Origin of the sequence: Actinomadura madurae, from assembly GCF_900115095.1 — a bacterium.
GTDB lineage: Bacteria > Actinomycetota > Actinomycetes > Streptosporangiales > Streptosporangiaceae > Spirillospora > Spirillospora madurae.
Genome location: NZ_FOVH01000016.1, coordinates 71,371 through 82,407, shown reverse-complemented (window position 1 = coordinate 82,407; position 11,037 = coordinate 71,371). Strand labels below are relative to the sequence as shown.

General features: G+C 64.9%; 16 protein-coding genes and 2 pseudogenes. 13 read left to right on the top strand and 5 right to left on the bottom strand.

The features are described 5' to 3' along the window. Positions 1 to 123: 123 nt before the first annotated feature. Positions 124 to 408: pseudogene (locus BM339_RS52745) on the bottom strand (hypothetical protein); the annotation flags it as partial. 1,016 nt (positions 409 to 1,424) lie between these two features. On the opposite strand from BM339_RS52745, the gene BM339_RS35450 reads away from it, so the two are divergent. The 3 genes from BM339_RS35450 to BM339_RS35440 all read left to right on the top strand — a co-directional run bounded on the left by BM339_RS35450 (position 1,425) and on the right by BM339_RS35440 (position 3,007). Next, positions 1,425 to 1,757: a hypothetical protein gene (locus BM339_RS35450; RefSeq protein WP_075023720.1), complete on the top strand. Its 333-nt coding sequence runs from the start codon at positions 1,425 to 1,427 to the stop codon at positions 1,755 to 1,757. A 51-nt stretch (positions 1,758 to 1,808) separates the two neighbouring features. Further along, positions 1,809 to 2,081 carry a hypothetical protein gene (locus tag BM339_RS35445; RefSeq protein ID WP_075023719.1) on the top strand — a complete coding sequence of 91 codons (273 nt, stop codon included), beginning with the start codon at positions 1,809 to 1,811 and terminating at the stop codon, positions 2,079 to 2,081. A 614-nt stretch (positions 2,082 to 2,695) separates the two neighbouring features. Continuing rightward, a complete protein-coding gene (locus BM339_RS35440) occupies positions 2,696 to 3,007 on the top strand; it encodes a hypothetical protein (protein ID WP_075023718.1) in 312 nt (103 codons plus the stop codon). A gap of 620 nt (positions 3,008 to 3,627) precedes the next feature. On the opposite strand, the gene BM339_RS35435 is transcribed toward BM339_RS35440, so the two are convergent. Together BM339_RS35435 and BM339_RS35430 are read right to left on the bottom strand one after the other, a co-directional pair. Then, positions 3,628 to 3,822, bottom strand: a complete 195-nt coding sequence (locus tag BM339_RS35435) for a hypothetical protein (protein WP_075023717.1) — start codon at positions 3,820 to 3,822, stop codon at positions 3,628 to 3,630. Between the two features lie 53 nt (positions 3,823 to 3,875). Continuing rightward, entirely contained in the window at positions 3,876 to 4,268 is a 393-nt protein-coding gene (locus BM339_RS35430) for an ATP-binding protein (protein WP_075023716.1), read from the bottom strand. Positions 4,269 to 4,386: 118 nt separating this feature from the next. Here BM339_RS35430 and BM339_RS52740 point away from each other — a divergent pair, with 118 nt between their 5' ends. From BM339_RS52740 to BM339_RS52540, 4 genes and pseudogenes are all read left to right on the top strand, one after another. Beyond that, positions 4,387 to 4,794 carry a helix-turn-helix domain-containing protein gene (locus BM339_RS52740; RefSeq protein WP_083598333.1) on the top strand — a complete coding sequence of 136 codons (408 nt, stop codon included), beginning with the start codon at positions 4,387 to 4,389 and terminating at the stop codon, positions 4,792 to 4,794. Further along, complete coding sequence (locus BM339_RS35420; RefSeq protein WP_369076970.1) at positions 4,709 to 5,200, top strand: DUF5753 domain-containing protein; 492 nt, start codon at positions 4,709 to 4,711, stop codon at positions 5,198 to 5,200. Before BM339_RS52740 ends, BM339_RS35420 begins: the two co-directional genes overlap by 86 nt. Continuing rightward, positions 5,191 to 5,244, top strand: a pseudogene (locus BM339_RS52545) (hypothetical protein); the annotation flags it as partial. The gene BM339_RS35420 and the pseudogene BM339_RS52545, both read left to right, overlap by 10 nt. A 26-nt stretch (positions 5,245 to 5,270) precedes the next feature. Beyond that, a complete protein-coding gene (locus BM339_RS52540) occupies positions 5,271 to 5,363 on the top strand; it encodes a DUF397 domain-containing protein (protein ID WP_337959941.1) in 93 nt (30 codons plus the stop codon). Positions 5,364 to 6,125: 762 nt separating this feature from the next. On the opposite strand, the gene BM339_RS48095 is transcribed toward BM339_RS52540, so the two are convergent. Then, entirely contained in the window at positions 6,126 to 7,067 is a 942-nt protein-coding gene (locus BM339_RS48095) for an HNH endonuclease (RefSeq protein ID WP_083598331.1), read from the bottom strand. 579 nt (positions 7,068 to 7,646) lie between these two features. On the opposite strand from BM339_RS48095, the gene BM339_RS49095 reads away from it, so the two are divergent. Further along, a complete protein-coding gene (locus BM339_RS49095) occupies positions 7,647 to 8,042 on the top strand; it encodes a hypothetical protein (RefSeq protein ID WP_143118736.1) in 396 nt (131 codons plus the stop codon). A gap of 60 nt (positions 8,043 to 8,102) precedes the next feature. Beyond that, complete coding sequence (locus BM339_RS35405) at positions 8,103 to 8,936, top strand: hypothetical protein (protein WP_075023712.1); 834 nt, start codon at positions 8,103 to 8,105, stop codon at positions 8,934 to 8,936. 55 nt (positions 8,937 to 8,991) lie between these two features. On the opposite strand, the gene BM339_RS35400 is transcribed toward BM339_RS35405, so the two are convergent. Continuing rightward, the gene (locus BM339_RS35400) at positions 8,992 to 9,657 is read right to left on the bottom strand and encodes a GntR family transcriptional regulator (RefSeq protein WP_075023711.1); all 666 of its coding nucleotides are present in this window, start codon (positions 9,655 to 9,657) and stop codon (positions 8,992 to 8,994) included. Positions 9,658 to 9,807: 150 nt separating this feature from the next. Here BM339_RS35400 and BM339_RS50310 point away from each other — a divergent pair, with 150 nt between their 5' ends. The 4 genes from BM339_RS50310 to BM339_RS51905 all read left to right on the top strand — a co-directional run bounded on the left by BM339_RS50310 (position 9,808) and on the right by BM339_RS51905 (position 10,986). Continuing rightward, positions 9,808 to 9,954 (top strand): hypothetical protein, encoded by a 147-nt coding sequence (locus BM339_RS50310; protein ID WP_157419387.1) that lies wholly within the window; start codon positions 9,808 to 9,810, stop codon positions 9,952 to 9,954. 111 nt (positions 9,955 to 10,065) lie between these two features. Next, complete coding sequence (locus BM339_RS35395) at positions 10,066 to 10,383, top strand: WhiB family transcriptional regulator (RefSeq protein ID WP_075023710.1); 318 nt, start codon at positions 10,066 to 10,068, stop codon at positions 10,381 to 10,383. Continuing rightward, positions 10,383 to 10,850: a DUF3307 domain-containing protein gene (locus BM339_RS35390; RefSeq protein ID WP_075023709.1), complete on the top strand. Its 468-nt coding sequence runs from the start codon at positions 10,383 to 10,385 to the stop codon at positions 10,848 to 10,850. The genes BM339_RS35395 and BM339_RS35390 overlap by 1 nt, the downstream gene beginning before the upstream one ends. Before the next feature lies 1 nt (position 10,851). Next, the gene (locus BM339_RS51905) at positions 10,852 to 10,986 is read left to right on the top strand and encodes a hypothetical protein (RefSeq protein WP_256255622.1); all 135 of its coding nucleotides are present in this window, start codon (positions 10,852 to 10,854) and stop codon (positions 10,984 to 10,986) included. The last annotated feature ends 51 nt before the right edge of the window (positions 10,987 to 11,037 follow it).

Below are 11,037 nucleotides of genomic sequence, written 5' to 3'. Positions count from 1 at the left end.
GGTGAGTTCGAAGCCTACTGAGCAAGATCATCACTTCTTTTGGAATGCTTACTGTGAGGGATGCGGTCTATTGCAGCCGAAGCTTAGTGGTGTCGAGGGAAGTTTGTTGCCGCCTTCTGAAAATTAGAGGACAACGCTTTTCTGGGCTGATCCCATCCTCATCGGTCCTGGTGATGGACGGTGCGGATGGGCTGCAGGATGGCGGATAGGCGGCTGGGTGGGCAGCGTGCCTTGCGCAGGGTGTGCCATCCCTTGGAGCGCAGCGGTACTTCGCTCACTCAGGGCGCAGACCTTGGCGTGGTGCCGGTTGAACGATTTCTTGCGTTTCCCCAGCTTGCGATGCTTCTCGCGCTTGTAGGGAGTACCGACCGCGCCGCCCGCTCCGACATACCCCTTGTCGGCATAGCAGCGATCGCCCGGGCCGTCGCAGCCTCGATGATGCCGTGCTCGCGGGCGGCGGTCAGATCATGAATGGACTCCAGTGCGGCCGGCGACGCCAGATTAGCTCGCCATGCTAGGCGATGGGGCACTGGACGTTGGCGCCATGGCGGTGATGTTTACCCGAGTGGTGGAGCTGGTGGTTAGCGCCCGACAGTCGGTTGGTGGCCACCAGCGTGCCGTCCGGGATGAAGTACGCCTTGCCCTGGGTGATTCGCATGGCTTGCCGTAGGTCAGGTGCCAGGTCGGGGAGCAGTTCGATCGCCTCGGTGACGTAGCGGTGCGCGGTCGCGGTACCGAAGCCGAACGCCGCCGACAGGTCGTGCGTTCGTCACCGACGACCGGCTCGCGATCAGACTCGCCGGCGGGCTCGGCCTCGTTGCCCCCTAAGACCGCCGGGATCTTCAAGCAGTATGCGGACCGCGTTGACCTGGGCACGCAAGCGTTCAGCTTCCTCCTTAGGGCAGTCGAATGCCGCGCCACCTTCCGCCCTCCACGTAGCTCTGCAAGTTCCCCTGTGGCTGGACATCCGGCGGGAGCTGAGACATCTGGTGCGGTGACCACCAACATTCACCGAGGTGGGGTGGCGGCGAAGCCGCGGCGCGCCGGTCGCCAAGCTGGTAGTCGACTTGCGGCTCGTCCAGTATGAGCTGTGAGCAACTTCAGATGCTGTTCGCCAACTGTATAGCCTTTGGTTGAGGTAGCTAGTGAGGTGCGTAGGCAGGACCGCCTGACGTGAGCAACTGCTCTGTTTTGAGCACCGCGCGGTTGGCGGCTGGGCGGCGGCGGTTCGAGCGAGACGGCAGAGCAAGTAATAGGCAACGTTCATTTGTGTGGCTGGACCGGGCGCGGTCCAGCCAGGGCAGAGGGGATCGGGCGCAATCCCCGAGGGGGTGAGGCATACGGTCGAGAGCGGCAAGTCCGTGTCGGGTTCGAGGGCGCCGCGGAGGCGTCGTTCGGTTCGGTCGCCGCAGCGGAGTCGGTCGGTGAGGATCGCGCTGTCCGAGCAGGAGTATGCGGTTTTGGCGGCTGCGGCGGCGAACGAGGGGTTGGCGTTGGGGGCGTTTGCTGCGCAGGCGAGTTTGGCGGCGGCGCAGGGGCGAGTGGTTGCGGAGTACGGCGTGGTGCGGGAGGCGATGGCGGCGGTGTTGTTCGCTGCCGGGCAGGTGCAGCGGGTCGGCGTGAATCTCAATCAGGCTGTTGCGGCGTTGAATTCCGGTGAGATGGTCGAGCAGCTTCGGTGGTACGCGCAGGCGGCGGCGCGCAGCATTGACCGACTTGATGAGCTGGCTCAGGAGTTGCGGCATCGGCTCCCTTGACCGGGCCGGGGGCCGTGGTTGATCGGGAAGATCCGTCGCGGAAAGCGTGTCATGGGGCTGCTGCGCTACCTGTACGGTCCCGGTTGGCACGAGGAGCATCGCGATCCGCATGTGGTGGCGGGTTTCCGGAGCGCGCCGGAGTTGGAGCCGGGGGTGCGGGCGGATGGGAGCCGGGATTTTCGGCGTTTGGACGCGCTGCTCACGCAGCCGTTGGCGCTGCTGGGGGAGCGGAACTATCGGCAGCCGGTGTGGCATCTTCCGTTGCGGGCGGCGCCCGATGACCCGGTCATGTCCGATCAGCAGTGGGCCCGGATCGCTCCCTAAAGTGGTGGACCGGGTCGGGCTCGCTCCGGACGGGGATCTCGGCGCGGTCCGGTGGGTGGCCGTCCGGCATGCCGCCGACCATGTCCACATCGTGGCGACCTTGGCGCGCCAGGACGGCGGGCGGCCCGATGTGTGGAACGACGGTTACCGTGTCCGGGACGCTTGCCGCGCGGTCGAGCAGCGGTACGGGTTGCGGCGGACTGCTCCGGCGGACCGGACGGCGGCTCGACCGGGCGAGCCGGGGCGAGATCGAGAAAGCCGCCCGCCACGGCCGGCCGCTACCGTCCCGCGCTTCTGCGACGCGCAGTTCAGACGGCGGCGGCCGGAGCGAGCAGCGAAGCGGAGTTCTTCCGGCGGCTGCGTGACGAGGGTGTCCTGGTCCGTCAGCGTTTCAGCGAGCGGACGGTCGGCGAGATGACCGGCTACGCCGTCGCCCTCTCCGACGATCTGAACGGCGATGGACGTCCCGTTTGGTACGGCGGCGGGAAGTTCGCTGCCGACCTCACTCTGCCCAGCTTCGCCGCCGGTGGACGGGCGCGGACGGGTCCGTCCGCGCGTCGTCCCCGTTCCGCCCGCTGGATGGGCGGCATCTGTCCGAGCGGACGAGACGGGCTGTGCTGCGGACGGCCGTCCGCCGCGCGGCGGACGAGTCGGCGACAACCAACGAGTTCCTCGACCGGCTCCGGGGCGAGGAGCTTCTGGTCAAGCTGCGCTACAGCCAGATCGTTCACGGGCAGATCACCGGCTACGCCATCGCTTTCGCCCCAGAACACGATGGCGAAGAGCCTACGTGGTATCCCGGCAGCCGTCTCGCCGATGACCTGTCACTGTCCCGTCTCCGCCAGCGCTGGGCCACGCCTCTCGCGCACCGTGAGCCGACCGCCGACCACGGTGAGTTGACGCCGGAGGAGCGCCAGGCGTTCTAGGACGACGCATCCCGCGCCGCCGCCTTCGCCACCGCCGAGATCCGGCGGCACCTTGTCACCAATCCAGATGCTGCACAGGACGCCTGCTGGGCGGCCTCTGATGCCCTCCACGTCGCAGCCCGAGCCACCGGCAACCGGCACCTCCACCGCGCCGCCGATGCCTACGACCGCGCGGCCCGCGCACCCCACGGTCGCGTCCCCGCTCTGACTCCGGCGGGCAACGCCTCAGCGGCACAGTGAAGGACCGAACGGTGGTGTCGGTGATGCTGCTCGTCGCCAACTTCATCACCCTGCTCGACACCATCGCTCAGCTGCGCCACCTTCAGGAGCGTCACGCCCAGGCCGACGCTGCTCGTAGGGCCGCCGCGCATACGCGACAAGCACGACCAGCAGGCCATGCCCCCGCACCCTCGTCGGCCGGTCCGAGCGCGCAAGCGCGCCTGGCCATGGCCGCTTTCCCGAATGCGTGGGCTCCGCTGCCGCAGAATGCACCGAGCAGACCGGCGCCGTCGGCTCCTACGGGCCCAGTCCGCCCCGGTCGACGACGTTCGTGATCAAACGGCTCTTCAGCGCGACGCCTGCCAGCCTCACCTCGGGAGGGGCCGCTTCTCGCCGATCGCTCATCCGGGCTCTCGGAGCTGGAGGATGGCGCGCTCGCAGGCTTCTGGGTCGGCGGTGTGGAGCAGGTCCAGAAATCCGTCCAGGTCGGACGCAGAGATCAGGATGCGCCCCGTCGCCCTCCAGATCCCTTCTCGATCCAGCGTGATCGACCATTCCGGGAAGAGGTACTGGAGTAGCAGCAACGTGACTCGCATCGTCTCCTCACCGGAGCGTGGTCCCAGTGCTTTGTGTCTTCCATCTCGCATGGTCAGCGCAGCTTGGCCCAGACGACCTTGCGGTCTCCGGCGAGGCGTTTGACTCCCCATTCGTGCACGAGCTCTGCCATGAGCTGCAGGCCACGGCCGGAGGTGGCGGCGTAGTTCTGGGGCTGGACGGTGGGATGTCCCTTGCCGGTGTCCGATACCTCGATCACCGGTTGCCCATCGTCCGGGTCAAGGTAGATCCGGACGACGATCGGGCCTTCGCCGTGCTTGCAGGCGTTCGTGGTCAGCTCGCAGACCACGAGGCGGCCTGTGTAGTCGTCGGTGATGCCCCAGCCGGCGAACTGTTCGGCAAGGAACCGGCGCGCGAGGCGTGGTGCCTGGTCGGTGGAATCGAGGACGAGCGTCGGGACTTCAGGAGTTTGCGGTGCTGCGGACATCGGCACGACCTTCGCTGCCAGGACGGTTTCGGTAGCTCACCGCACAGACTGAACTCCGCTGCGTAGCGTTACCATCGAAGCGCCCCAGCACACACGTGGCGCTGACGATCGCTGGTAGGTGGGTTCCCCTCGCTCACGTGGAGGCGAAGAAGTGGCCGCACGCAAACCGACATCGAAGACCGTCTCCTTCGGCGCAGAGGTCACGCGCCTCCGAGAAGAAGCAGGGCTCAACCGGACGGAACTCGCAGCACGGGCAGCAGTCACCCAGAGCTACATCTCGCAGGTCGAGTCCGGACGCACCAAGTGCCGCAGGGACTTCGCCGAACGACTGGACAAGGCGCTGGACTCGGGTACCGCCCTGGTCGATGAATGGGACGAAGTCCTGCGTTCCAGTAGCTACCCGAAGTTCTTCGCAGACTTCCCGCGAGCCGAGGCGTCCGCTGACTCGCTGCGCGTTCGAGACCAGGATTGTCTACGGGCTCCTCCAGACCGAGCCGTACGCGAGAGTGATCCTCGGCAACGATGAAGCCGTCCTCGACCGGCTGCGGCGTCAGAGCACCCTCACCAAGCCGAATGCCCCCACCGTGTTCGTTGTGCTGGACGAGTCCGTTCTTCTCCGCGAGGTCGGGTCGCCAGAGATCATGCGCGAGCAGTTGGAGCATCTGATCGAGATGTCGGAGCGTGAGAACGTCACGATTCAGATCGCTCCGATTGGCTACCAGCGGGATGCCCGGGCCGCCTTCACCATCGCCACGCAGCCCGACCGCAGCGAGGTGGCGTACATCGAGAGCAGTATCGGCGGCGAGACAACTGTGGAGCCGAAAGACCTCACGATCGTCAGCGAGATCTTCAGCAGGCTTCAGGCGGAGGCGCTTTCGCCGAAGGCGTCGGTCGAGCTGATGCGGGAGGTTGTGAAAGAGCGATGGACGTGACCTGGCGCAAGTCGTCGTGCAGCGGTGAGGCCGGGGGCAACTGCGTCGAACTGGCCGACCTCGGCGAGGCGTGGGCATCCGCGACAACAAAGACCCGGTCGGCGCCAAGTTCACCCTGCGCCGCGACGAGTTCGCGAGCCTCCTGGCGATTCTGAAGCGCTGACGCCCGGACATGACACCGAGGAAGCCCCGGCCTGCGAGGGACCGGGGCTTCTGTTGTTGGCCCTCTGTCGGCACACGCCGTGAGCAGGCCAGGGATCAGGGTGCCGCGAGGCTTCGTTGCTGATCGACGCGTAAACGGGCGGCTCGGCGCGAGGGCAGGGCCGGAAGTAGCCCAGGGGAGTTGGGCGGGTTCCATGAAGGAGCACGGTCGCCGTGAGATGACCTCGCGGTGCCGATCGGCGGGGGCGGCCCGTGCCAATGATCGAGAAGGGCTCGGGATCGATCGCAGGTCGCCGAGGGGCAGACGGACGGGCGGCGGGACGTGTGAACATCCGGTGGGCCGGAGCGGGCGGATGCCGGTCTTCCTGGTCCCGTGTGAACCGGGCGAGTGCCGCGAGGGGCGGCCGTTCGCTAACGAACGGCTAACAAACGATCAAGAGGCCGGTCCTCCGAGTGGAGGAAACGGCCTCTGAGCTGGTGTTTCCGTGTCGGGACGGCGGGATTTGAACCCACGACCCCTTGACCCCCAGGCATTTCATAGGCGCCCTTAGCTTGCTCCCCAAGTATGTCGAGCCCTGGCAGGCCGTATTTAGGTGTACAAAGGCGTCCAGGGCCGTGCGGTGGGGTTGTCACCCAGTTAGTCACTCCGCCTGGCGTTCGAGCGCCGTGCTGGGAGCCGCGATCTACGGCGAGCATGAGCGCCTACGCGGCCAACTGCCCGCCCATCATCCCACTGCAGGTTCTGTGCTGCTCGATTGATCGCTTACCAGGCTTCGACAGAGAGCCTGTGATGCTGGTCGAGATAGTCGGCGTTGGGCAATAGGTTGTCGGGGATAGTCAGCGGCTGGTCGTGTAGGGCTTGGAGGTTGCCGAACTTGTGAAGGCGGGGAGCGAGCCTCACCTGCCAGGTAGAGGTGTCGATGACCAACAGTCCGCGGTCCATGAGAGTGTGCAGGTCCCGGCGTAGTAGGAGACCTCCTTCAGGGTCGTGGTGTGGTGTTTCCGCGTATCGGTACAAGTGGGCGGCTTCAAGGGCTTCCTCTGGTTGGGAACCGGTGATGGCACAACATGAACCAAAGCGTGCGAGAAGGAGTTGACGGAACTGTTGTTGGCCGATGCGTGCCTTGTGCAAAATCAGGTTGTGGCCACCAGGTGGTGCGGGGCGAACCCCGCCGTCCTGCTGCCACCAGGTGGGCCCAAGCCCGGCATCGTCGGCCAACTCGGTCCGGAGAGCTTCTAGATTCATAGGCCGTATGGACTGTTGGCCAGAGTTGTTGGGGAAGTACGGCCGGATCCGCTTTACGGGGACGACGGGAGTTAGGGGCCGCCAGGTGCGCCCGTAGTCCGCCTCAAAGACCGTGACGTCGAGTTCCTGAGTGACCGGTTCTTCAAACTCGGCCCCGCACCTCGAACACTTGAAGGCGGGCGATCGCGTCCGCCGCCGCTTGATGGCGGTAGCAGAACAAGCGGTGCAACGCTGCTGAATTTTCTTTCCGGGCCCAGATGCAATCTCGTCCACCCACGCCAAACCCAGCACCCAAGCCTTGTCACGCAGTACGACTAGGTCACCGACACTGACGGCACGACCATTGGGGACCATGTTGTTCCACACGTACCTGTCACCCAGAACATCTTCGTATCCCAGATTGCCGCCAAACTGCTGGTCGGCAGCTTCAACAGTCAACAGGCTCCACGCATGGGTCATTCGGAGATTATTCCACGGGTGTCAAGCAGTTACGAACCGCACACCTCATGGGCAGCGGGCAAGTCCGAAACTGGCCACTGGACTAGAAGAGTTGGCGGGGTGTCCACCTTCACATGGCCCGTCGCGCTCGGTATCCTCAACCTCTAACGAGCGACGTAACCCGTTAAGAATATTATGTTATCGGGGGGGGCTGAAGTGGCGACGAGAGGCAAGTCAACTCCTGGGGCAGTGTGCCGCCTGTGTGATCGTCCTGGATATATTACAAGCGAAGATATAGTCCCGACGTGGCTTAGAAAGCATATTATTCGGACTTATGGACCGTTTCCTGGTGGCCAGGCACCTCGCCGCATAAAGACGCGCATCTGCCGATCCTGCAATGGTGGACTGGGAAGACGATTCGAGAATTTTGCTCCACAACTACTTCGTCCACTAGTAGATGGGGAGGATGTAACTCTAACTCCGGATCAGCAGTCATTTGTGGGTGGGTGGATAACGAAGACATCAATCATGGGTAATTTTGCGGGAGCTAATCCATCCGACTGGGGATTCGACCTATCGCGCTCGATATTGTCCGTAATGATGGCAAGCGGGCATCCGCCTGTAGGTACATCCGTACGTATCGCCTACTGTGACGTCTGGGACCCCGGCGAGAGGGGGGGCAATATCCAAACTATGCTGCCGGGGAAAAAGGCACCACCTCATGACTTCTTCGCAGTAACGACGCTCGGGTATTTGGCATGGGAGATGGTCACAGGGTTGGCTAACTATATATACCCATTCATGGATCAGACGGATAGGATGAATAGTAAACTTGTGAGAATCTGGCCGCCCAGGAAGAGTGCGATAACCCTCTCGCGTCTCAACAACTCGATTGATCACGGGGAAAAGGATGCTCTGAGGGAGGCGTTCATGAGGGCCGCTAAGCCCGGTATGCCAGAGCCCTATATTCGCAAGTGGGTTTTCGGGGAAACCTAAGCCGAATTTCGCGCATGCTTGATGGTGGCGTAGACGAGTGCAGTAGGAGACACTTGCATCATGGCCAAGCTGACCATGACTTCGAGCCGTTGGGACGAGCTCACTGCACTGCTGAAGGATGAGCAGCGACTTCAGTCCGAGTACCCCAAGGTCGCCGAGTACCTGGCGATGGCGGATCGGCTGGCAGGAACGGGCGACCGACAGGCCGATGCAGAGTTCGATCTACGTTTCGTGCACTACATGACTGGTGGCAGAGCCGTAAGTCCTAACCCGTACTGGGACATCGTTGAGCCGCTCGTGACTGAAATTGGCGGCCGCCGAATGGTGAATGGTGGGCGAGCAGAAGGAAGTTCGCGACTCGCATTTGCCCAGATGCTCCTGCAAGCCGCCTACGCGTACGCAATACCCAACCCGCGCACGATCGAGTGGGTGGCAAGTTTTTGTGCGGGCTTTCCGATCGTGGAGCTTGGAGCCGGACGAGGCTATTGGGCTGCGCAGTTGGCTAACGTTGGACTGACCGTTGAGGCGTACGACTCAAATCCGCCAGACAAAAATGAGAATCCTTCCTTTCCTGGAACAGTTGGCCAGGCGGACATCTGGCATCCTGTTGGGGATCTGACTGAGTTCGCGAATCGTGTCCGGTCGGCGAACTATGCACTATTCCTTTGCTGGCCCCCTGGCTGGGGCGACACCATGTCGTCCGAGGCGCTCACGTTGTACGAGGACGCTGGCGGCGAGCGACTCGTCTACATCGGGGAGCCGAGGGGCGGCAAGACGGGCAACGATGCCTTCTTCGACGCCTTGTCGGCTCGCTGGAGACTGGACTCTCTGGATCCACACTTCGTTTCGTGGTGGACAGACAGGGACGTGGCACAGGGCTGGGTCCGCATCTGAGTCCGTGCATGCCAAAGGGGGCGCCGAACGAGTCGGCGCCCCCTTTGGCATAGCTCTACTTCAGGGTCATGCGGAACACGAACGCGTCGTAGCGGTCGCGGGGATATGAGATGTCGGAGAGCATGATGATTCGGTCGTCGGCGGACAGGAACCGTTGGTGAACCGTCTTGACGAGGTCTCCGGGCGTAGTCCGCAGCCACTCGGCATGCGTCTCCGCCGGTAGTTGGTCGGAGATCGTTTCTTCCAGGTAGGCGGCTTCCGAGATGCCGGCGACGTCCCGCGGCTGGTAGGTGTCCGAGATCGAGATCGGTCGCCCGTTCTCGGTGGCTCGGGTGATGACGTGGTTGATCTCCTGCCCTGCCGGCACGCCGAGCGCCTCCGCGAGCTCGGTTGAGGCGGGGAGCTGCTGAGTCTCTCGCTCTACCTGAACCTGCTGCTCGGACTCGTTCTCGAATGACCGTTCGGCGCTCTCCATCTGGCGTTCAGGAGACACGCGTACGAGGTTCGGGCGGTCGGCGACGAAGTTTCCTCGCCTGCGAACGGAGCGAACGAGGCCCTGGCTCTGGAGGAGTTCGAGGGCCTTCCGAACCACGATGTCTGAGACGCCCTGTTCTTGGGCGATCTCGGCGTAGCTCGGCAGTTGGGTGCGGGGTGCGAGCTCACCCCGTCGGATGCGTCGGGCGTACTCGCCTGCAATGCGGACGTAGGCCGGTTCTGCCACTGCGTCATCAACCCCTTGCCTTCTTCGGTGACACGCTGACCAGCGTATACGCACCATCGTATACCTAGAGCTTGTGCGTATACGTAGCTACGTATACGCTGAGGTCACTGGCCGCGCACAAGGGTGATTCGCGGTGATCAGGAGGTTCAGGTGTTTCCGCAGAAGTCCAGCAACATCCCGCAGTGGCTCGCCGGCATCGCGGTCGCGATCTTCGCGATCAACAACCCGGAGAAGGCCGCCGCGCTGGTCAACCAGGTGATCCACGCGATCACGACGTTCTCGGGCTCGCTGGGCTGACCGGCGATGACGACCCGCAACCCGCACCCGCCGCCCCTCGGCGTACAAGCCACCAAGCACGCCGCCGAGGGCCGCCCTACCCGACCGGTCACGACCCGTACGGAGGCATCCATGGCTGTTGACCCGTCCGTTCTGTCGCTGGTGGATCTGGTGACCGAACTGGGGGAGCGCGGCGACTGCCGGCACGACCCCGACCTGCACATGGGTTCGGACGCGTTCGAGGACGAGCCGCTCGCCGAGCGTCTGGCCCGGCAGGACGTGGCGCGGCAGGTGTGCGAGGACTGCCCGGTGTGGGACCTGTGCCTGGACTACGCGCTGCGGATCCGCCCGGCGTTCGGTGTGTGGGCGGGCTACCTGCCGCGTGAGCTGGCAGGGCTGCGCCGTGAGGCTCGGACCCTGCCCGCCGTGGGCCTGGGCGAGGTGGCGTGATGTTCGGCGCTGACCCGATCGTCTTCCCTGCGGTGTTCGTCGCGCTGTACGCCGCGCACGAGGTGGGGGACCACTGGTTGCAGACGCACGGGCAGGCGTGCGGCAAGGGCGCGCCCGGCTGGTCCGGCCGCCTGCTGTGCGCGCGGCACGTCGCCGTGCTGACCGCTGTCAAGGCCGCCGCCGTCACGCTGGTGGCGCTGGTGCTGGCCCTGCCGGTCAGCCCCTACGCCGTGGCCGCCGCGCTGGCGGTGGACGCGGTGTCGCACTACTGGGCCGACCGGCGTTCCACGCTGATGGCGCTGGCCGACTGGCTCGGCCGCACCCTGGTGCGCGGGAAGGGCGAGTTCGCCCGGCTCGGCGACGGCGCTACCGCGCCGACCGGTACCGGCGCCTACGCCCTGGATCAGTCCTGGCACGTGGGATGGCTGCTGGTGGCCGCGCTGCTGGCCTCGCTGGGTGTGGCCTGACATGGCCCGCCCGCAACTGATGACCGCCCGCGCCCGCGCCGCCGTGCGGTACCCGCACGCCCCGATCCGTGTGCTGATCGCGGTGGTGTTCCTCGTGCTGGCCGCCGCGGTGCTGCTGATCGGAGGGGTCCAGTGAAGACCCGCCCGACCGGCCCGCCCGCCGAGGGCGCACCCGCCGCCCTCGGCG

Excerpts from the sequence above, each read along its gene's own strand:
- BM339_RS35445 (WP_075023719.1), top strand. The coding sequence starts at position 1,809 with ATGGGGCTGCTGCGCTACCTGTACGGTCCCGGTTGGCACGAGGAGCAT.
- BM339_RS35435 (WP_075023717.1), bottom strand. The coding sequence starts at position 3,822 with ATGCGAGTCACGTTGCTGCTACTCCAGTACCTCTTCCCGGAATGGTCG.
- BM339_RS35430 (WP_075023716.1), bottom strand. The coding sequence starts at position 4,268 with ATGTCCGCAGCACCGCAAACTCCTGAAGTCCCGACGCTCGTCCTCGAT.
- BM339_RS48095 (WP_083598331.1), bottom strand. The coding sequence starts at position 7,067 with ATGACCCATGCGTGGAGCCTGTTGACTGTTGAAGCTGCCGACCAGCAG.
- BM339_RS49095 (WP_143118736.1), top strand. The coding sequence starts at position 7,647 with ATGGCAAGCGGGCATCCGCCTGTAGGTACATCCGTACGTATCGCCTAC.
- BM339_RS35405 (WP_075023712.1), top strand. The coding sequence starts at position 8,103 with ATGGCCAAGCTGACCATGACTTCGAGCCGTTGGGACGAGCTCACTGCA.
- BM339_RS35395 (WP_075023710.1), top strand. The coding sequence starts at position 10,066 with ATGGCTGTTGACCCGTCCGTTCTGTCGCTGGTGGATCTGGTGACCGAA.
- BM339_RS35390 (WP_075023709.1), top strand. The coding sequence starts at position 10,383 with ATGTTCGGCGCTGACCCGATCGTCTTCCCTGCGGTGTTCGTCGCGCTG.
- BM339_RS51905 (WP_256255622.1), top strand. The coding sequence starts at position 10,852 with ATGGCCCGCCCGCAACTGATGACCGCCCGCGCCCGCGCCGCCGTGCGG.